We start from the raw sequence: 20,312 nt of genomic DNA on the forward strand, positions 1-20,312 counted from the left end.
ACCGCACCTGAGGGTTATCCGGCCCGCGGGTTTATGGCAGAATATTGCCCCACCCGACCCAAGCAGGAACACGATAGTGAAAATCCTCGTTGATGAAAATATGCCTTACGCCCGCGAGCTGTTCAGCCGCACCGGAACTGTGGTTGCCGTGCCGGGCCGTCCGGTGCCGCAGGCCGAGCTGGACGATGCGGATGGTTTGATGGTGCGTTCCGTCACCAAAGTGAACGCGGAACTGCTGAGCGGCAAACCGGTGAAATTTGTCGGTACCGCCACCGCCGGCACGGATCATATTGATGAGGCGTTTTTGCAGGCGCAGGGGATTGGCTTCTCGGCAGCGCCTGGCTGCAATGCGATTGCCGTAGTGGAATACGTGTTTTCTTCTTTGCTGCTGTTGGCAGAGCGTGATGGCTTCCTGCTGAAGGATCGCACGGTCGGCATCGTCGGCGTCGGTAACGTGGGGGGCCGGTTGCAGGCTCGTCTTGAGGCGCTGGGGATCAAAACCCTGCTGTGCGATCCGCCGCGTGCCGATCGGGGGGATGAAGGCGAGTTTCTGCCGCTGTCCACGCTGGTGGCCGACGCCGATATCCTGACTTTCCATACGCCGCTGTATAAGCAGGGTGAATATAAAACGCTGCATCTTGCTGACGAAGCGCTGCTGAAGGCGCTGAAGCCGGGCAGCATTCTGATCAACGCCTGTCGTGGCCCGGTTGTTGATAACGCTGCGCTGCTGAAGGTACTGGAACAGCGTGACGATCTGAGCGTGATCCTTGACGTCTGGGAGCCGGAACCCGAGCTGTCTCTGCCGCTGCTGGATAAAGTGGACATCGCCACCGCGCACATTGCTGGCTATACGCTGGAAGGCAAGGCGCGCGGCACCACGCAGGTATTTGAAGCCTGGACGGCGTTTCTCGGCAAGCCCCAGCAGGTGGCGCTGGACACCCTGTTGCCGGCGCCAGAGTTTGGCCAGATCACCCTGCATGGCGAGCTGGATCAGCCAACGCTAAAAAGACTGGTGCATCTGGTGTATGATGTGCGCCGCGATGATGCGCCGCTGCGAGCCGTGGCCGCAATCCCTGGCGAATTTGATCGCCTGCGTAAGAATTATCTGGAACGTCGCGAATGGTCGTCACTGCAGGTGCAGTGCGACGTGGAGCCGGTCGCGGCGTTGCTGAATAAACTCGGATTCAACGCCGTTTTTCAGCCGGCAACCTAAGGTTAGGATAAGCCTTAGTCCATAGTCTTATTCTGCGGGCGGTGTGAACACCGCCTTCTCTTTTTGTTTCATTTCTGGAGTTAACCAACATGTCTGACGGCTGGAACATTGCGCTATTGGGCGCTACAGGCGCAGTAGGGCGAGCTTTACTGGAACTGCTGGCGGAACGCCAGTTCCCGGTTGGTGAACTGCATTTGCTGGCGAGCGAACGCAGCGCGGGCGAAACCCTGCGTTTTGATGGCAAATCGCTGCTGGTGACGGATGCGAAAGATTTTGACTGGTCGCAGGTGCAGCTGGCGTTCTTTGTCGCCGGACGCGAAGCTTCCGCAACCTATGCAGAAGAAGCGGCCAACTCGGGTTGCCTGGTGATTGACAGCAGCGATCTGTTTGCGCTGGAGCCGGATGTGCCGCTGGTGGTGCCCGATGTCAATCCGCAGGTACTCGGCGATTACCGCAATCGCAATATCATCAGCGTTGCTGACAGCGTGACCAGCCAATTGCTGTGCGCCATCAAACCGCTGGTCGATCAGGCGGGTTTAAGCCGCATTCAGGTCACCAGCCTGATTGCCGCCTCGGCGCACGGCAAAGCCGCGGTCGATTCCCTGGCCAGTGAAAGTGCCCGTCTGCTGAACGGTCTGCCGGTCGAAGCCGGTTTCTTCGATCGTCAGCTGGCCTTTAACATGTTGCCGTTACTGCCGGATGCGGAAGGTAGCGTGGTGCAGGAGCGTCGCCTGGTGGATCAGGTGCGCAAAGTGCTGCAGGACGAAGGATTGCCGGTCTCGGTTTCTACCGTGCAGGCACCGGTGTTCTACGGCAACGCGCAGATTATCCACCTGGAAAACCTGCGTCCGATGTCAGCCGAAGAGGCGCGCGAAGTGCTGCTTCAGGCGGAAGATATCGCGCTGTCTGACGAAACGGATTACCCGACTCAGGTTGGCGATGCCTCCGGCAACGATCACCTGAGCATCGGCTGCGTGCGTAACGATTACGGCGTGCCGGAAATGCTGCAGTTCTGGTCAGTGTCTGACAACGTCCGTTTCGGCGGCGCGTTGATGGCGGTGAAAACGGCCGAGAAACTGGTTCAGGAGTATATGTACTGATGTCAGAAGCAGCCTTGCCGGAGCAAACGCATAAGCTGGCGCTCGGCATTGAATATGACGGCAGCCACTATTATGGCTGGCAGCGGCAGCAGGAAGTCCGCAGCGTGCAGGAAAAGCTGGAAAAGGCGCTGTCGAAAGTGGCAAACCATCCGGTCAGCGTGTTCTGCGCCGGCCGTACCGATGCGGGCGTGCACGGTACCGGCCAGGTGGTGCATTTTGAAACCACCTCGCTGCGTAAAGATGCCGCCTGGACGCTGGGGGTGAATGCGAATTTGCCCGATGATATCGCGGTGCGCTGGGTAAAACCGGTCAGCGACGAGTTTCATGCCCGCTTCAGTGCTACCGCTCGTCGTTACCGTTACGTCATTTATAACCGCCGTTTGCGTCCGGCCATTCTGCATGGCGGCGTGACGCACTTTTACCATCCTCTGGATGTGGAAAAGATGCAGCGCGCCGGGCAGAGCCTGTTGGGCGAAAAAGATTTCACCTCATTCCGCGCCGTGCAGTGTCAGTCCCGCACGCCGTGGCGCAGAGTGTTCCACCTGAACGTCAGCCGCTTTGGCGCTTACGTGATCGTGGACATTAAAGCCAACGCCTTTGTTCACCATATGGTGCGCAATATTGTCGGAAGCCTGATGGAAGTAGGCTGTGGTAATCAGCAGGAAAGCTGGATAGCAGAGCTGTTGGCGGCGAAAGATCGCACGCTGGCGGCGGCAACTGCACGGGCTGAAGGACTGTACCTGGTGTCAGTCGATTATCCTGACCATTTTGAATTACCACGTCCACCGATGGGACCGTTGTTCCTCGAGGATTAATTTTAAGCCTTACGAATTAAGGAAAGGTGTATGGAACTGATTCGTTTTGTAGTCGACTTTATCCTGCATATCGATGTCCATCTGGCGGAGCTGGTGGCGCAGTACGGCATGTGGGTGTATGCCATTTTGTTCCTGATCCTGTTCTGCGAAACCGGACTGGTTGTCACCCCGTTCCTGCCGGGGGATTCGCTGCTGTTTGTTGCCGGTGCGCTGGCGGCGTTACCGACCAACGATCTGAATATCCATGTGATGGTGGCGCTGATGGCCGTGGCGGCTATCGTCGGCGATGCGGTGAACTACACCATTGGCCGGTTGTTTGGCGATAAATTGTTCAGCAATCCAAACTCGAAAATCTTCCGTCGCAGCCACCTCGATAAAACCCATCAATTTTACGAGCGTCACGGCGGGAAAACGATTATTCTTGCGCGCTTCGTGCCGATCGTCCGGACATTTGCGCCGTTTGTCGCCGGTATGGGAAAAATGTCCTATCGCCACTTTGCCCTGTATAACATCTCGGGTGGGTTGCTTTGGGTGCTGCTATTCTCCTACGCGGGTTACCTGTTTGGTGATTTGCCGGTTGTGCAGGAGAATCTGAAGCTGCTGATCGTGGCAATAATCGTCCTGTCGATTCTGCCGGGTGTGATTGAAGTCTGGCGTCACCGTCGGGCCGCAAAGTAGCAAAAATCGCAGTAATACATCGCTAAACTGCCGCCCGGATACCAGATTTTTATCCACAGCTTCGGGCGGTTATGGTTTAATGAGCGACATTATGGTCTGCGCTGCCTGCGGCGTGGAAAAAAGAAAACTGGTTTCACCAGGTTCAAACAGAAAGGTCATCAATGAGCTGGATTGAACGAATTCTCAATAAAAGCACCACTACTCCATCGCGTAAAGCCAGTATTCCTGAAGGGGTCTGGACCAAATGCGACAGCTGCGGCCAGGTCCTGTACCGCGCCGAGCTGGAACGTAATCTGGAAGTTTGCCCGAAATGCGATCACCACATGCGTATGCATGGTCGCGACCGCCTGCACAGCGTGCTGGACGAAGGCTCAATGACAGAGCTGGGCAGCGAACTGGAGCCGAAAGATCTGCTCAAGTTCAAAGACTCCAAGAAATACAAAGATCGTCTGGTTGCGGCTCAGAAAGAGACCAACGAAAAAGACGCGCTGATCGTGATGAAAGGCACGTTGCACGGCATGCCGGTCGTGGCTGCTGCGTTTGAGTTCTCCTTTATGGGCGGCTCAATGGGTTCTGTTGTGGGCGCGCGTTTCGTTCGTGCGGTGGAACAGGCTCTGGAAGACAACTGTCCGATGATCTGCTTCTCCGCTTCCGGCGGTGCCCGTATGCAGGAAGCGCTGATGTCGCTGATGCAGATGGCAAAAACCAGCGCCGCGCTGGCGAAAATGCAGGAACGCGGTCTGCCGTACATTTCGGTACTGACTGACCCAACCATGGGTGGCGTGTCTGCCAGCTTCGCGATGCTGGGCGATCTGAACATTGCTGAACCTAAAGCGCTGATCGGCTTTGCCGGACCTCGCGTTATCGAACAGACCGTGCGTGAGAAACTGCCACCAGGCTTCCAGCGCAGTGAGTTCCTGATCGAGAAGGGCGCTATCGATATGATCGTGCGCCGTCCGGTGATGCGCTTCAAGCTGGCCAGCATTCTGGCGAAGATGATGAATATCCCTGCGCCAGTGGAAGACACGCATAAAGAAGCGGTCCAGGACGAAGACGCGTCGCAGGGCCATGAGGCCTGATCAACGATGGAAAGGGGCGCACAGCCCCTTTTACCAATGAACCGTAACGCTGTGAACGGGACAAATGGATAATCTTCCTCAAGCCACGTCACCTTTGGTCACGTGGCTTCATTATCTTGAGAATCTCCATACTCAAGCTATCGAACTCGGGCTGACACGCGTGCATCGCGTGGCTACGTCGCTCGACCTGTTAACGCCTGCTCCCGTGGTTTTCACCGTCGCCGGGACCAACGGCAAAGGCACCACCTGTCGAACTCTTGAAACGCTGCTGATGGCCGCAGGCTATCGCGTCGGCGTGTTCAGCTCCCCGCATCTGCTGCGCTATACCGAACGGGTGCGCATTCAGGGCGAAGAGCTACCCGAAGCCGATCACACCGCGTCGTTTGCGGATATCGATGCCGGACGGGGCGACACTTCACTGACCTACTTTGAATTCGGGACGCTCTCCGCTTTGTGGCTGTTTAAGCGCGCTAAGCTGGATGTGGTGATCCTCGAAGTCGGGTTGGGCGGTCGACTGGATGCCACCAATATCGTCGATGCCGACGTCGCGGTGGTGACCAGCATCGCGCTGGACCACACCGACTGGCTGGGTCCGGATCGTGAAAGCATTGGTCGCGAGAAAGCCGGCGTGTTCCGTGGCGGTAAACCTGCGGTAGTTGGTGAACCTGATATGCCGTACACCATCGCGGAAGTGGCCGATAACCTCGGCGCGCAGCTGCTGAAGCGCGGCCGTGACTGGTCCTACACCGTTGAAGACGGCAGCTGGTCATTTACCGATGCGCAGGGCACGCTAAGCGCATTGCCTCTGCCGCAGGTGCCGATGCCTAATGCTGCCACCGCGCTGGCCGCGCTACGCTGTTCCTCGCTGCAGGTGGATGATGCAATCATCTACCAATGGCTGGACAAGGCGATTCTGCCCGGCCGTTTTCAGACGGTCGCCGAGTCACCGAGGGTGATTCTGGATGTGGCGCACAATCCGCATGCGGCCAGCTATCTGGTGGGTCGACTCAGTGAACTGCCGAAAAGCGGCAAGGTTCACGCGGTGGTCGGTATGCTGCATGACAAAGACATTGCCGGTACGCTGGCCTGTCTGCAACCTGAAGTGGATTACTGGTATTGCGCGTCGCTGGACGGCCCGCGCGGTGCCAGCGCTGAACAGCTGAAGGCCCATTTGCCGACAGCGCAGACCTTTACCAGCGTGGCCGATGCTTATCGCCAGGCGCTGCAACAGGCTGAAGCGCAGGATATTGTGCTGGTGTGCGGTTCGTTCCACACCGTGGCACAGGTTATGGAAACGCGGGAAACGGAGAACGGCAGTGGCCAGTAAGTTTCAGAACCGTTTAGTCGGGACCGTCATAATAGTTGCACTGGGTGTCATCATTCTGCCAGGCCTGCTCGACGGCAAGAAAAAGCACTATAAAGAAGAGTTTGCCGCGATCCCGCTGGTGCCTAAACCGGGCGACCAGCAGGAGAACGATCTGGTTCCTCCGGTAACGCAGTCTTTACCTTCGCAGCCGCCGGAAGGTGCAGCCACGGCGGTGGAAGGCAAAACGCCGGGCAATACCTCGCAGGCTGAAAGTGGCTCAACCGCGCCAAAATCCGTCAATAAGCCCAGCGTGATTTCCCCGCCGCCGATGGTTGAGTCTAAGCCGGTACAGCAGCCGAAGCCGGTTGAAAAACCGAAGCCGAAGCCGGTTGAAAAACCGGTTGAGAAACCGAAAGCGCAGCCGAAGGCCGAACCGAAGCCTGAGCCGAAGCCAGAACCTGCACCTCAGGCCGCCGAGCCGGATAGCGCACCAACCGGTCAGGCATACGTCGTTCAGCTCGGCGCGCTGAAGAATGCCAGCAAGGTGAACCAGATTGTCGCCCAGCTGCGTCTTTCCGGTTATCGCGCCTTTACCGTGCCTTCCACGCCGGTGCAGGGCGAAATCACCCGTATTTATGTCGGGCCGGACGCGTCGAAAGCGAAAATGCAGGCGTCAATCTCAGAGCTGAAAGGCATCTCAGGATTGGGCGGCGTGGTGAAACCGTACAGCGCTCGTTAACGTTAGCCTGTCGCTATTACTGTAAGAGTCTGCGCCTTGTCAACGGCCGTTTTCGGCATGGCGCTTCACTCGGGTTAAACCGCCTTTTGGGCGGCTTACCCGATGCAAATCAAAAGATTGCAGTACCGGGCTGTCCGGCACGGTCGGATAGCCGCCAGCGCGCATGATTGCTGGTTTTTTTAGCAAATTGTTTTAATTAAACTGGCAAAGGAAAACCCTACGCAAACGTTTTCTTTTTCTGTTAGAATTCGCCCCGAACTATAGGTCGCATCCCTCTGTTACACGTGGATGCGACCTTAAGGGCACAGTCGCTGGAAGAGTTCATGGTCTGGATAGATTACGTCATTATTGCGGTTATTAGTTTTTCGGCTCTTGTCAGCCTGATCCGTGGGTTCGTTCGGGAAGCATTATCACTCGTCACCTGGGGTTGCGCATTTTTTGTCGCCAGCCATTACTACTCCTTCCTCGCGGTCTGGTTCACCGGTTTTGAAGACGAACTGGTTCGAAATGGGATCGCCATTGCGGTGTTGTTCGTTGCCACGCTGTTAGTCGGGGCTATCGTCAACTTCGTAATTGGGTCGCTGGTTGAAAAAACCGGCCTGTCGGGTACCGACAGAGTGTTGGGAGTCTGTTTCGGGGCATTACGTGGCGTGCTGATAGTCTCAGCCATTCTGTTTTTCCTCGATACATTCACCGGATTTTCCAAAAGTCCGGACTGGCAACAGTCTCAGCTGGTTCCCCAGTTCAGTTACATCATCAGGTGGTTTTTTGACTACCTGAAAAGCACGTCGAGTTTTTTGCCCCGGTAATAAAACCTGGGTTGCGGCTTATGAGGAAATAACCACATGTGCGGTATTGTCGGGATCGCCGGATTTATGCCGGTCAACCAGTCGATTTATGACGCGTTAACGGTGCTCCAGCACCGTGGGCAGGATGCCGCAGGCATCGTAACCATTGATGCATTGAATTGCTTTCGCCTGCGTAAAGCAAACGGCCTGGTTAGCGATGTATTTGAAGCCCGCCATATGCAGCGTATGCAAGGCAATATGGGCATCGGTCACGTCCGTTACCCAACTGCGGGAAGCTCCAGTGCTTCCGAAGCGCAGCCTTTCTACGTGAACTCGCCTTACGGCATTACGCTTGCGCACAACGGTAACCTGACCAACGCGCACGAACTGCGTAAGCAGCTGTTCGAAAGCGGTCGTCGTCACGTTAACACCACATCAGATTCTGAAATCCTGCTCAATATCTTTGCTCAGGAGCTGGATCGTTTTCAGCACTTCCCGCTGGAAGCAGACAACATTTTTGCCGCTGTGGCAGCGGTTCATCAGCACGTTCGTGGCGCGTATGCCTGCGTGTCGATGATCATCGGCCATGGCATGGTTGCGTTCCGCGATCCGAACGGTATCCGTCCGTTGGTGATTGGCAAGCGTGGCATGAAAGACGGTCGCCATGAGTATATGGTTGCCTCCGAAAGCGTGGCGCTGGATACGCTCGGCTTCGAATTCCTGCGTGATGTTGCGCCGGGCGAAGCGGTTTACGTCACCGAGAAAGGTCAGCTGTTCACGCGTCAGTGTGCAGAGAACCCGAAATGCAATCCGTGCCTGTTTGAGTACGTCTATTTTGCCCGCCCGGACTCGTTCCTGGACAAAATTTCCGTCTACAGCGCCCGCGTTCGCATGGGCACCAAGCTGGGTGAGAAAATCGCCCGTGAGTGGGAAGACCTGGACATTGACGTGGTGATCCCAATCCCGGAAACCTCCTGCGATATCGCGCTTGAAATGGCCCGCATTCTGGACAAGCCATACCGTCAGGGGTTTGTGAAAAACCGCTACGTCGGCCGTACTTTTATCATGCCGGGTCAGCACCAGCGCCGCAGCGCGGTTCGCCGCAAGCTGAACGCCAACCGTGCTGAGTTCCGGGGTAAAAACGTGCTGCTGGTCGATGACTCAATCGTTCGCGGCACCACCTGTGAGCAGATCATCGAGATGGCCCGTGAAGCGGGTGCGAAGAAAGTCTATCTGGCTTCAGCAGCACCGGAAATCCGTTTCCCGAACGTGTACGGCATCGATATGCCGAGCGCAACCGAGCTGATTGCCCATGGCCGTGAAGTGGAGGAGATCCGCCAGCTGATTGGGGCTGATGGCCTGATCTTCCAGGACCTGGACGATCTGATCGAAGCGGTCAAAGAAGAAAACCCGGATATCGCGCAGTTCGAGTGCTCGGTGTTCAACGGGATCTACGTGACCAAAGATGTCGATCAGCAATATCTGGAGTACCTCCAGTCGCTGCGTAACGATGATGCCAAAGCGATGGCGCGCGTTAACGAAGTGGAAAACCTGGAAATGCACAACGAAGGTTAATTCCTGAGTGGTGTGGCAGGTCAGATGGGCCGGAAGAGATTCCGGCCCATTTCTATTTTAGCGCCGCAGATGGCATACTTCATTCTTTAGCTACCCCCGCAGGATATTTATGAAACGACTTATTATTGGCATCTCAGGTGCCAGCGGCGTCATTTATGGCGTCCGTGCGCTGCAGATTTTGCAGCAGGTCAGCGGGGTGGAAACCCATCTGGTGATGAGCGCGGCTGCACGTCAGACGCTGGCACTGGAAAGTGATTATTCGGTACGTGACGTGCAGGCGATGGCCGATGTGGTCCATGACGTGCGCGACATTGCTGCCAGTATCTCCTCCGGTTCCTATAAAACCGACGGCATGGCCATTCTGCCGTGCTCGATGAAAACCCTCTCGGGCATTGTGCACAGCTACTCCGATGGCCTGCTGACCCGCGCCGCCGATGTGGTGTTAAAAGAGCGCCGCCGGCTGGTGCTGTGCGTGCGTGAAACCCCGCTGCATGTCGGCCATTTGCGGATGATGACCACCGCCGCCGAACTTGGCGCGATCATTATGCCGCCGGTCCCCGCATTCTATCACCGTCCTGAAAGCATCATGGATATCGTCGATCAGACCGTTAATCGCGTGCTCGACCAGTTCGAGATCACGCTCGATAAAGATCTGTTTACGCGCTGGCAGGGTGCATAAAGCTGCCTTCTATGCACCATCATGGTGCTTCAATTGGTGCTGAATCGCATTTCGTGCATTGAGTGCACCAAAATGCAACATTGTTACCACCTCAAATGTTCAAACCTGTTATATATTTCCCCACAATCAAGGCGTTTACGCCGCCAACTGGCGAAACGCGCTGATTGCGCAGCAATGGGGCAGGGCAGCACAAAACTGGCATGAAATCTGCAAAAGACAACTGTTCCAACTGCGCTAACAACATCACGACTGACATAATAAAAAATCATCTTCGAGGGTAATCTATGAAAAAGCAGGTCCTGGCTCTTTCTCTGCTGCTGGCTCTCTCCAGCGCAAGCAGCGCGTTTGCTGCTGCGCCGAAAACGCTGCGCATCGGCACCGATCCGACCTATGCTCCGTTTGAGTCTAAAAACGCTCAGGGGCAACTGGTTGGCTTCGATATCGATCTGGCGAATGAGATCTGTAAGCGTATGGAGACCAAATGTACCTACGTGGAAAGTGATTTCGATGCTTTGATCCCCTCTCTGAAAGCGAAAAAAATTGATGCCATCATCTCCTCGCTCTCAATTACCGAAAAGCGTCAGATGGAAATCGCTTTCTCGGAAAAACTGTACGCAGCTAACGCCCGTCTGATCGCGCCGAAAGGCTCGAAAATCATGCCGACGCTGGATTCGCTGAAAGGCAAAACCATCGGTCTGCTGCAGGGCACCACGCAGGAAACTTACGCTAACGAAAACTGGCGTCCAAAAGGCATCACCGTTACCCCTTACGCGAACCAGGACCTGGTGTATCAGGATCTGACTGCGGGACGTATCGATGCCGCCTTCCAGGATGAAGTTGCCGCCAGCGAAGGCTTCCTGAAGCAGCCTGCCGGTAAGGGCTTTGCTTTTGCAGGTCCGGCAGTAAAAGACGAGAAAATCTTCGGTGTGGGTACCGGGATGGGCATGCGTAAAGATGATGCCGACCTGAAAGCCGCGATCGATAAAGCGTTCGATTCCATGCGTAAAGATGGAACCTACGATAAGTTAGCGAAAAAATATTTCGACTTTGACGTGTACGGCGGTTAAGTAAAACCTGTCATGGGGGCCGACAGTCGGTAGACTGCGGCCCCTGTTTTGTACGCCACAGGCGGATGAAACGCGAAGTTAATCCAAAGACAGGACATCCTTATGCTGTATGGCTATTCTGAAGTGATTTTGAAAGGTGCGCTGGTCACGCTTGAGCTGGCTCTCAGCTCGGTGCTGCTCTCCGTTATTCTTGGGTTGATTGGCGCAGGGGCCAAGCTCTCCAGCAATCGGGCGTTACGCCTGATTTTCGAAGGTTACACCACGCTGATCCGTGGCGTGCCCGATCTGGTTCTGATGCTGCTGATCTTCTACGGTCTGCAAATTGCGTTGAATCAACTTACTGATGCACTGGGCGTCGATCAGTTTGATATTGATCCGATGGTTGCCGGTATCATCACCCTTGGCTTTATCTACGGCGCGTACTTCACTGAAACTTTCCGCGGCGCCTATATGGCGGTGCCGAGAGGCCAGATTGAGGCCGCGACGGCGTTCGGTTTTACCTCTTCCCAGACTTTCCGTCGGATCCTGTTCCCAGGCATGATGCGCTATGCGCTGCCGGGCATCGGTAATAACTGGCAGGTGATCCTCAAGGCCACGGCGCTGGTGTCATTGCTGGGGCTGGAAGACGTGGTCAAAGCGACCCAGCTGGCGGGGAAAAGTACCTGGCAGCCGTTCTATTTTGCGGTGGTGGCCGGGGTGATCTATCTGGTGTTTACCACGCTGTCCAACGGCGTGCTGTTGTGGCTTGAACGCCGTTACTCGGTGGGTGTAAGAAGGGCTGACCTATGATCGATATTATTCATGACTACTGGCAAGCCCTGCTGTGGACTGACGGATACCGTTTTTCAGGCGTGGTGATTACGCTTTGGCTGCTGATTATTTCCGTGGTGCTGGGCGGCTGCCTGGCGGTATTGCTGTCCATTGCGCGCGTCTCCCCGATTACCGCCGTGCGTTTCCCTGTGTGGCTGTTCACCTATATTTTCCGCGGCACGCCGTTATACGTGCAGCTGCTGATCTTCTACTCGGGGATGTACACGCTGGAGATTGTGAAGGGCAACGATTTACTCAACGCCTTCTTCCGCAGCGGCCTCAACTGTACGCTGCTGGCGTTAACGCTGAATACCTGTGCCTACACCACCGAAATCTTTGCCGGGGCAATCCGTTCGGTGCCGCACGGTGAGATTGAAGCGGCGCGGGCCTATGGTTTCTCCACCTTCAAACTGTATCGCTGCATCATCATGCCTTCAGCACTGCGCACCGCGCTGCCTGCTTACAGCAATGAAGTAATCCTGATGCTGCACTCGACGGCGCTGGCGTTTACCGCCACGGTGCCCGATCTGTTGAAGGTCGCCCGCGACATCAACTCCGCAACCTACCAGCCGTTTGTGGCCTTTGGCATTGCGGCGGTGCTTTATCTTATGATCTCGTATGTGTTGATTAGTCTGTTCCGCAAGGCGGAAAAACGCTGGCTGAAGCACGTGAAACCTTCATCAACTCATTGAGCAGAATTATGGCCGACAATAAATTAAGCGTAACTGAACTGCATAAACGTTATGGCGAGCATGAAGTGCTGAAGGGCGTATCGCTGCAGGCCAATGCCGGCGATGTGATCAGCATTATTGGTTCGTCCGGTTCAGGTAAAAGTACCTTCCTGCGCTGCATTAACTTCCTTGAGAAGCCAAGCGAAGGCACCATCTCGGTGAACAACCAGATGATTAACCTGGTGCGTGATACCGATGGACAGCTGAAGGTCTCCAACAAAGAACAGCTGCGTGAACTGCGCACCAGCCTGACCATGGTATTCCAGCACTTCAATCTGTGGAGCCATATGACGGTGCTGCAGAATGTGATGGAAGCGCCGATCCAGGTGCTGGGCCTGAGCAAAGCCGAAGCGCAGTCACGGGCGATCAAGTACCTCGATAAAGTGGGGATTGATGAGCGTGCGCGCGGTAAATATCCGGTGAATCTGTCAGGGGGCCAGCAGCAGCGTGTATCTATTGCCCGCGCGCTGGCGATGGAGCCCGAAGTGCTGCTGTTTGATGAGCCAACCTCTGCGCTGGATCCTGAGCTGGTCGGTGAAGTGCTGAAGATTATGCAGAAGCTGGCTGAAGAGGGGAAAACTATGGTGGTGGTGACGCACGAAATGGAGTTTGCCCGCCACGTTTCCAGCCATGTGATCTTCCTGCATCAGGGGAAAATTGAAGAGGAAGGGCCGCCGCAGGAGCTGTTCAATAATCCGAAAAGCACCCGTCTGCAGCAATTCCTTTCCGGTGCGCTGAAGTAAACGGTGCACTGCCATCAACCCCGGTTTCCGGGGTTGATGCTCACGCTTACACCACGTCTGCCAGCGCCTCGTCCAGCTGATACCAGCGGAAGGCAAACCCCGACTCTTCCAGCCGCTTAGGCAACACGTGTTGACCGCCCAGCACCAGAATCGCCGATTCGCCCATCATCAGCTTAATGGCGGTCGCCGGGGTACGCATAAAGGCCGGGCGGTGCATGGCGTGCCCCAGCGTGGCGGCGAACTGCTCATTGCGCACCGCATACGGCGCCACCATGTTGAACGGACCGCTTAAGCCAGGACTGTCCAGCAGCCACAGGATAGCGTTCAGCATGTCGTCCAGATGGATCCACGGCATATACTGCTTGCCACTGCCTATCGGGCCGCCGATGCCCATTCTGAAGGGCAATTTCATTTTGCTTAACGCGCCACCTTCTTTCGCCAGCACCACGCCGGTTCGCATCAGGCAAACCCGGGTGTGTTCGCTTGCCGCCGCCAGCGCCAGCTGTTCCCAGTGCGCGCAAAGTTGATGGGTAAACTCATCGTGACCAGGATCGTCTTCTGTCAGCACCAGGTCACCGGTATCGCCATAAAAGCCGGTGGCCGAGCCGGAAATCAGCACCGAAGGCGGGTTACTGCTGGCATGGATTAAGCTCACCAGCCGTTCGGTGATTTGCCAGCGGCTTTCGCACAGATGGCGCTTCTGCGGCTCGGTCCAGCGCTTATCGGCAATCGGTTCACCGGCCAGATTGATTACCGCATCAACGTCATTCAGGTCCAGTTGTTGATCGAGGCCGGACCAGAGGTGCACTTCCGGGCCCAGCTTCGCCCGTGCTGCGGCGACGTCGCGTGTGACCACGCTAACGGTTTCACCCCGATGCAGCAGGCGGGGAATAAGGTGGCTGCCAATCAGGCCGGTGCCGCCTGTCAGTAAAATATGCATGCTGTCTGTCCTTAATCAGAGAAATAAAAAATCCAACAGCCTGCTTTCAGCTTAGGTGAAGTTTGGGGGATTGCCTTTATGTGAAAAAATGGGTAAACAGGTTGCAGACGCCGCCTTGTAAGGATATCAGGATGAATTACCCAAACGTAACGCTGTGGTCCGATGCCTGTTTTTTTAGTCCGTATGTGATGTCTGTCTTTGTTGCGCTGAGCGAGAAGGGCGTGCCGTTCTCGATGCAGCATGTTGACCTCGCCAGCCAGCAGCATCTTGGAAATGCGTTTGGCGAGATCTCGCTGACGCGTCGCGTACCGGCCTTACACATTGATGATTTCCTGCTTTCCGAATCTTCCGCGATTGCCGAATATCTGGAAGAGCGTTTTCCTGCCCCGGAATATGAACGCCTGTATCCTAAAGATCGTGAAAAACGGGCCAGAGCGCGTGAAATTCAGGCCTGGCTGCGCAGCGATTTTCTGCCGATCCGCCAGCAGCGCCCCACGGAAGTGCTGTTTGCCGATGAAAAATTTCCGGCCTTAACCGCAGATGCGCAGGCGTCTGCGCAAAAGCTGTTTGACGCGGTTGAGCGTCGGCTCTCGCCGGGCCAGCAAAACCTGTTTGGCGAATGGTCAATTGCCGATACCGACCTGGCGGTGATGATCAATCGGCTGGCTCTGCACGGCGATCCGGTGCCCGATCGCGTGGCTGACTATGCCCATTTCCAGTGGCAACGTGCATCCGTGCAACTTTGGCTCTCAGAATCCTCCAAGACCGCCTGTTAATCACACTCGCGGGTTATAATTTTTTTACGGTCCGTGGCACACTGTGCGGGCAAGAGTAAACGTGCGCTGATGCGCCAGAACAAATAAGGGTTACGGATGGTGGAGCAAGAGAGCGGCACGGAGTGGGTAGACATCGTTAATGAAGAAAACGAGGTCGTCGCACAGTCCAGCCGTGCGCATATGCGGGCACAATGTTTGCGCCATCGCGCAACCTACATCGTGGTACACGATGGGATGGGCAAAATTCTGGTACAGCGCCGTACAGAAACCAAAGACTTTATGCCGGGTATGCTGGATGCGACCGCCGGTGGCGTGGTGCAAAGTGGCGAAGATATGCTGGAATCAGCGCGCCGTGAGGCGGAAGAGGAGCTGGGTATTGCGGCGGTTCCTTTTGCTGAACACGGTCTGTTCTACTTTGAAGATCAGCACTGCCGCGTCTGGGGCGGGTTGTTCAGCTGCGTCTCACATGGTCCGTTTGCCATGCAGGAAGAAGAAGTGGATGAGGTCACCTGGATGACGCCGGAAGAGATCACCGCGCGTTGCGATGAATTCACCGATGATTCACTGAAAGCCCTGTCACTGTGGCTCAGCCGTAATAACGAGTCCGGCCGTTCCAGCTCTGGCAGTTCACGCCAGGAGTAACCTCCGGCGGGTTGCCTGAGTGCAAAAAAACGCCTGATGAATTTCGTCAGGCGTTTAGCTTTTCAGGCATCGAGTCTAGTGAGCCGGTGCCGACTGACGCATTTTCTCGCCGCGCCTTCTCAGCAGTTCCATGACGATCAGCAGGATCAAGGACGCGCCAATCATCAGCGTCGCCGCCGCGGCGATGGTTGGGTCAAGATTTTCCCTGATGCCGGCAAACATCTGAATAGGCAAGGTTCGCTGACGCGGGCTGGCGAGGAACAACGTCACCACCACTTCATCGAAAGAGGCGGCGAAGGCGAACAGCGCACCGGAGAATACGCCGGGCGCAATCAGCGGCAGCGTCACTTTGCGGAAGGTATACAGCGGCGAAGCCCCGAGACTGGCGGCCGCGCGCGACAGATTGCTGTCATAGCTCTTTAATACCGCCACCACGGTGATCACCACAAACGGCACGCCAAGCAGCGCATGAGCAAGGACCAGCCCAAGGTAGCTGTTCAGCAGCGAGAGTTTCGCGAAGAAGAAGAACATCCCCACGGCGATGATCACCACCGGCGCCACCATCGGCGAAATCAGAATGGCCATCACGATACCTTTGCCGCGGAATTCACCCCGCACCAGGCCCATCGCCGCCAGCACGCCCAGCACCGTTGCCACTAAGGTGGCCATCGGCGCAATCATCAGGCTGTTGCCGAGCGCATTCAGCCACTCCCCCGAATGGAAGAAGGTCTGATACCAGCGCAGCGAGAAGCCGCTGAGGGGATAGCTTAAAAACGAACTTGAGTTAAACGACAGCGGCACAATCACCAGGACCGGCACGATCAGAAACAGCAGTACGGCCGCGCTATAAAAGGTGAAGAAGGCGTTCCACAGGCGAAGCAGTTGGCTTCCATTTTGTCTCATCATCGTCTCCTTAATGGGCTGCCGATTCGGCAGAGGTGCGGGTCACGCGGACATAAACCACATACAGCAACATTACGATAATCAGCAGCTGGCTGCCCAATGCGGCGGCCATGCCCCAGTTCATGGTGCTGTTGGTGAAGAACGCCACAAAGTAGCTGACCATCTGGTCATCCGGTCCGCCCAGCAGGGCGGGCGTCACGTAGTAGCCAATCGCCATCATGAATACCAGCAGCGCACCCGCGGCAATCCCGGCGTAGGTTTGCGGCACGTAGACGCGCCAGAAAGCGAGGAACGGATGCGCGCCAAGTGAAATGGCCGCGCGCACATAGGTGGGGGAGATGCCTTTCATCACCGCATATAACGGCAGCACGATAAACGGCAGCAGAATGTGGGTCATCGAGATAAAGACGCCAACGCGGTTAAACACCAGCGTTAATGGATGGTCGATTAAGCCCACCGCCATCAGTGCGCGGTTGATTAACCCACCTGATTGCAACAGCACAATCCAGCTGGCGGTGCGGACGATCAGCGAGGTCCAGAACGGCAGCAGGACCAGAATCATCAGCAGATTCGCGCGATTAGAGGGCTGCTTTGCCAGCCAGTACGCTAGCGGATAGCCAATGCCCACGCAGAGTAAGGTCACCACCAACGCCATCCACAGCGTGCGCAGCAGCACGTTGACATACAGCGCCTGCTCAGCCGGGATCTTCACCACCTCACCGGTTTTGACATCCACTTTACGATCGAAGACCGACAGCAGATAGTAGCTGGTCAGCGGTTTGGCGGCGCGTTGCAGCGTCTGCCAGGTCGACAGTTCGCCCCACAAGGGCTGACGGGCGATCATCGCTTCTTTTACCTGGCTTCCCGAGTCGGGCACCAGACGCGGCGCGGTCACAATCAGCCGGCGGAAGCTGGGATCCTCATAGCTCATCCGTTTGGCGATGGCCGCAATCTGGCCTTGCTCGCGGGCGCTCTTCAGCTCTTTGCCCAGCGTGGCATACAGGGATTCATCGGGCAGGGCGTTGCCTGACCACTGCGCCAGCGCGGCGGTGGTTTCCGGCAGGGTGTCGTGGAACTCCGGGTTCTCAACACTTTTACTCAGAATGGAAACGATCGGAAAAAGAAAACAGACCACCACGAAGATCAGCAAAGGCGCTATCAGCATCAGTGAGCGGCGGGTTTTCGCCCGGTCCACGCGGCGCAGACGCTGACTGAGGGACAGCTCGCCGTTCAGTGCAGTGGGCATGTTGGACTCCAGAACCGGATTTTGACTCATTGCTGACTCCTTAATTCAGGTGCGGCCGGGCACGATGCTGGCCCGGCCGGCTTCACTTATCTGGCTGCCCAGGCGTTGAAGCGCTGTTCGAGATCTTCGCCGTGCTCAAGCCAAAAATCACTGCTCACCTGTAACGACTTCGCCAGGTTTTCCGGCGCGGTTGGCAGGGTGCTCAGACGTTTTGGATCCAGCATCTTGCCGGCGTTAAGGTTGGTCGGGCCGTAAGGAATGTTTTCAGCAAACACCTTCTGATTTTCAGGCTGGTTAGCGAAGGCAATAAACTGTTCGGCCAGGGCCTTGTGCTTCGAGCCTTTGACGATCGCCCAGTTATCCAGGTCGTATAGGGCGTTGTCCCAGACGATGTTGAAGTTATGTCCTTCAGCCTGCGCGGCACCAATGCGGCCGTTGTAGGCCGAGCTCATCACCACATCGCCGGAAACCAGCCACTGCAGCGGCTGAGCGCCGGATTCCCACCACTGAATATTCGGTTTGATCTGGTCGAGCTTTTTAAAGGCGCGATCGACACCGGCAGGTGTGGCTAACACGGTATACACGTCTTCGCGCTTTACGCCGTCGGCCATCAGCGCGATTTCCAGCGTATATTTGGCGCTTTTGCGCAGCGCACGTTTACCCGGGAAGTCTTTGGTGTCCCAGAAGTCCGCCCAGCTGGTTGGTCCTTTCTTTAACTTGGTGGCGTCATAAGTCAGCACGGTAGACCAGACAAAAATACCGGCGCCACATTCGGTGACCGCTGCCGGGATAAAGTCAGATTTTTTGCCCAATTTGTTCCAGTGAAGCGTTTCAAACAGACCTTCTTCACAACCTCGCTGCAGTTCCGGGGTTTCCAGTTCCACCACGTCCCAGCCAATCTGGCCGGTTTCGACCATCGCGCGAATGCGCGCCATCTCGCCGTTATACTCGCCGGCTTCAATGGTGCCTTTACCTGCGGCGGTAAAGGGTTTGTAGAAAGCCTTTTCCTGCGCATCCTTGTTGGTGCCGCCAAAAGAGACTACGGTCAGGGTTTCTGCCTGCGCCTGTACGGCAAATGCAGCCAGAATCATTAGTGCCAACGTCTTAACCATGCCAAAACTCCCCTCGTTATTGTTATCAGCAGCCTGCGCTGCCGGTGCGTTATTGCAGTATTTGTGCCAGCGGAGCTACGCGCGCAACAGCGTGTCGAGCAGCGTCAGCGCCTGTTTAAACTGGGCGTCCGGGATAGTCAGTGGATAAAGGAAGCGGATGACGTTGCCATGCACGCCACAGGTCAGCAGGATCAGCCCGTGTTCCAGCGCTTTTTGCTGAATGGTTTTGGCGATTTCCGCAGAAGGTTTGCCGGTTGCCGGATCGTTGAATTCGGCGGCAACCATCGAGCCTCGGGCACGCACTTCAACCAGCGCCGGATTGCCGCAGTCGTTGAGCATTTCAACCAGTTCTGCACCCAGACGCAGCGCGCGGTCGCACAGCGCTTCTTCGTCAATCACCTCCAGTACCGCCAGCGAAGAGGCAATGGCCAGCGGGTTGCCGGCATAGGTGCCACCCAGTCCGCCAGGCAGTGGGGCATCCATCACCTCGGCGCGTCCGGAGACGGCAGAAATCGGCAGACCACCGCCCAGGCTCTTCGCCATGGTGATCAGGTCAGGTTTGGCATCCGGGTAATACTCGCTGGCAAACAGCTTGCCGGTGCGGGCAAAGCCGGTCTGAATTTCGTCGGCAATCAGCAAAATGCCGTGTTGGTCGCAGAGCGCGCGCAGTTTGCTGACAAACTCGGCTGGCGCGATATTGAAGCCGCCTTCGCCCTGGATCGGTTCGAAGATAATGGCGGCGACCTGCTGTGGACTGATGTCGCAGCGGAACAGGGATTCGAGGCTCTCCATCGCATCGTCGATGCTGTGCCCATGCAGCGCGTTCGGGTAGCGGGCATGGAACACTGAACCCGGGAACGGGCCAAAGCCGGTTTTGTAGGGAACCACTTTGCCGGTCAGGCCCATGGTCATCATGGTGCGGCCATGGAAAGCGCCGGTGAAGGCGATCACGCCCGGACGACCGGTGGCCGCGCGGGCAATCTTCACCGCGTTTTCAACGGCTTCCGCGCCGCTGGAGAAAAAGGTGGTTTTTGCCGGGCCGGCAATCGGCACCCGCTGATTCAGGCGCTCGGCCAGCAGCAGATAATTCTCGTAGGGAATGACCTGAAAAGCGGTATGCGTGAAGCAGTCCAGCTGGTTGCGAACCGCTTCAACCACTTTTGGATGACGGTGTCCGGTATTCAGAACGGCGATCCCGGCGGTAAAATCAGTATACTCTCGTCCCTGATGATCCCACAGCGTGGCGTTTTCTGCGCGAACGGCGTAGAAATCACACATCACGCCAACGCCGCGCGGCGTGGCAGCTAAACGACGCTGTTGCACTTCACTGTTCATGGTTGTACCTCATCAGATGTCATCGCGTGGAACGG

At 56.4% G+C, this 20,312-nt stretch carries 21 protein-coding genes; 16 read left to right on the plus strand and 5 right to left on the minus strand.

Annotated features, from left to right (window positions below; genetic code table 11):
• Positions 1 to 76 precede the first annotated feature (76 nt).
• The 14 genes from pdxB to hisP all read left to right on the plus strand — a co-directional run bounded on the left by pdxB (position 77) and on the right by hisP (position 13,323).
• Positions 77 to 1,213: a 4-phosphoerythronate dehydrogenase PdxB gene (gene pdxB, locus AC1UKS_RS06790; protein WP_482436184.1), complete on the plus strand. Its 1,137-nt coding sequence runs from the start codon at positions 77 to 79 to the stop codon at positions 1,211 to 1,213.
• A gap of 89 nt (positions 1,214 to 1,302) precedes the next feature.
• A complete protein-coding gene (locus AC1UKS_RS06795) occupies positions 1,303 to 2,313 on the plus strand; it encodes an aspartate-semialdehyde dehydrogenase (protein ID WP_265911141.1) in 1,011 nt (336 codons plus the stop codon).
• Positions 2,313 to 3,128, plus strand: coding sequence for a tRNA pseudouridine(38-40) synthase TruA (gene truA, locus AC1UKS_RS06800; RefSeq protein ID WP_482436185.1), 816 nt, complete (start codon positions 2,313 to 2,315; stop codon positions 3,126 to 3,128). The genes AC1UKS_RS06795 and truA overlap by 1 nt, the downstream gene beginning before the upstream one ends.
• A gap of 30 nt (positions 3,129 to 3,158) precedes the next feature.
• A complete protein-coding gene (locus AC1UKS_RS06805; protein WP_482436186.1) occupies positions 3,159 to 3,806 on the plus strand; it encodes a DedA family protein in 648 nt (215 codons plus the stop codon).
• Positions 3,807 to 3,967: 161 nt separating this feature from the next.
• Positions 3,968 to 4,885, plus strand: a complete 918-nt coding sequence (accD, locus tag AC1UKS_RS06810; protein ID WP_013203125.1) for an acetyl-CoA carboxylase, carboxyltransferase subunit beta — start codon at positions 3,968 to 3,970, stop codon at positions 4,883 to 4,885.
• Between the two features lie 64 nt (positions 4,886 to 4,949).
• A complete protein-coding gene (gene folC, locus AC1UKS_RS06815; RefSeq protein ID WP_482436187.1) occupies positions 4,950 to 6,212 on the plus strand; it encodes a bifunctional tetrahydrofolate synthase/dihydrofolate synthase in 1,263 nt (420 codons plus the stop codon).
• Entirely contained in the window at positions 6,202 to 6,930 is a 729-nt protein-coding gene (dedD, locus tag AC1UKS_RS06820; protein WP_482436188.1) for a cell division protein DedD, read from the plus strand. The genes folC and dedD overlap by 11 nt, the downstream gene beginning before the upstream one ends.
• A gap of 323 nt (positions 6,931 to 7,253) precedes the next feature.
• Positions 7,254 to 7,739, plus strand: a complete 486-nt coding sequence (cvpA, locus tag AC1UKS_RS06825) for a colicin V production protein (protein WP_013203122.1) — start codon at positions 7,254 to 7,256, stop codon at positions 7,737 to 7,739.
• 36 nt (positions 7,740 to 7,775) lie between these two features.
• Positions 7,776 to 9,293: an amidophosphoribosyltransferase gene (gene purF, locus AC1UKS_RS06830; protein WP_013203121.1), complete on the plus strand. Its 1,518-nt coding sequence runs from the start codon at positions 7,776 to 7,778 to the stop codon at positions 9,291 to 9,293.
• A gap of 109 nt (positions 9,294 to 9,402) precedes the next feature.
• A complete protein-coding gene (locus AC1UKS_RS06835; RefSeq protein WP_013203120.1) occupies positions 9,403 to 9,972 on the plus strand; it encodes a UbiX family flavin prenyltransferase in 570 nt (189 codons plus the stop codon).
• 284 nt (positions 9,973 to 10,256) lie between these two features.
• Entirely contained in the window at positions 10,257 to 11,039 is a 783-nt protein-coding gene (argT, locus tag AC1UKS_RS06840) for a lysine/arginine/ornithine ABC transporter substrate-binding protein ArgT (RefSeq protein ID WP_013203119.1), read from the plus strand.
• Between the two features lie 102 nt (positions 11,040 to 11,141).
• Positions 11,142 to 11,828 carry a histidine ABC transporter permease HisQ gene (locus tag AC1UKS_RS06845; protein ID WP_265911136.1) on the plus strand — a complete coding sequence of 229 codons (687 nt, stop codon included), beginning with the start codon at positions 11,142 to 11,144 and terminating at the stop codon, positions 11,826 to 11,828.
• Complete coding sequence (locus AC1UKS_RS06850) at positions 11,825 to 12,541, plus strand: ABC transporter permease (protein ID WP_482436189.1); 717 nt, start codon at positions 11,825 to 11,827, stop codon at positions 12,539 to 12,541. The genes AC1UKS_RS06845 and AC1UKS_RS06850 overlap by 4 nt, the downstream gene beginning before the upstream one ends.
• Positions 12,542 to 12,549: 8 nt before the next feature.
• On the plus strand, positions 12,550 to 13,323 hold the full coding sequence (hisP, locus tag AC1UKS_RS06855) for a histidine ABC transporter ATP-binding protein HisP (RefSeq protein ID WP_265911134.1): 774 nt from the start codon (positions 12,550 to 12,552) through the stop codon (positions 13,321 to 13,323).
• A 46-nt stretch (positions 13,324 to 13,369) separates the two neighbouring features.
• Here the strand turns inward: hisP and AC1UKS_RS06860 are convergent, their stop codons facing one another.
• The gene (locus tag AC1UKS_RS06860) at positions 13,370 to 14,263 is read right to left on the minus strand and encodes a TIGR01777 family oxidoreductase (RefSeq protein ID WP_265911133.1); all 894 of its coding nucleotides are present in this window, start codon (positions 14,261 to 14,263) and stop codon (positions 13,370 to 13,372) included.
• Between the two features lie 131 nt (positions 14,264 to 14,394).
• Here AC1UKS_RS06860 and yfcF point away from each other — a divergent pair, with 131 nt between their 5' ends.
• Positions 14,395 to 15,039 (plus strand): glutathione transferase, encoded by a 645-nt coding sequence (gene yfcF, locus AC1UKS_RS06865; protein WP_482436190.1) that lies wholly within the window; start codon positions 14,395 to 14,397, stop codon positions 15,037 to 15,039.
• A 96-nt stretch (positions 15,040 to 15,135) separates the two neighbouring features.
• Positions 15,136 to 15,681 (plus strand): NUDIX hydrolase YfcD, encoded by a 546-nt coding sequence (yfcD, locus tag AC1UKS_RS06870; RefSeq protein ID WP_013203113.1) that lies wholly within the window; start codon positions 15,136 to 15,138, stop codon positions 15,679 to 15,681.
• A 75-nt stretch (positions 15,682 to 15,756) separates the two neighbouring features.
• Here yfcD and AC1UKS_RS06875 read toward each other — a convergent pair whose 3' ends face one another.
• The 4 genes from AC1UKS_RS06875 to AC1UKS_RS06890 all read right to left on the minus strand — a co-directional run bounded on the left by AC1UKS_RS06875 (position 15,757) and on the right by AC1UKS_RS06890 (position 20,277).
• Positions 15,757 to 16,584: an ABC transporter permease gene (locus AC1UKS_RS06875; RefSeq protein WP_482436893.1), complete on the minus strand. Its 828-nt coding sequence runs from the start codon at positions 16,582 to 16,584 to the stop codon at positions 15,757 to 15,759.
• A gap of 10 nt (positions 16,585 to 16,594) precedes the next feature.
• On the minus strand, positions 16,595 to 17,860 hold the full coding sequence (locus AC1UKS_RS06880) for an ABC transporter permease (protein WP_265911130.1): 1,266 nt from the start codon (positions 17,858 to 17,860) through the stop codon (positions 16,595 to 16,597).
• A gap of 56 nt (positions 17,861 to 17,916) precedes the next feature.
• Positions 17,917 to 18,942 (minus strand): ABC transporter substrate-binding protein, encoded by a 1,026-nt coding sequence (locus AC1UKS_RS06885; protein WP_482436191.1) that lies wholly within the window; start codon positions 18,940 to 18,942, stop codon positions 17,917 to 17,919.
• A gap of 75 nt (positions 18,943 to 19,017) precedes the next feature.
• Positions 19,018 to 20,277, minus strand: coding sequence for a 4-aminobutyrate--2-oxoglutarate transaminase (locus AC1UKS_RS06890; protein ID WP_482436192.1), 1,260 nt, complete (start codon positions 20,275 to 20,277; stop codon positions 19,018 to 19,020).
• Positions 20,278 to 20,312: the final 35 nt, after the last annotated feature.

Source organism: Erwinia sp. AK-PDG3-5 (assembly GCF_056821705.1).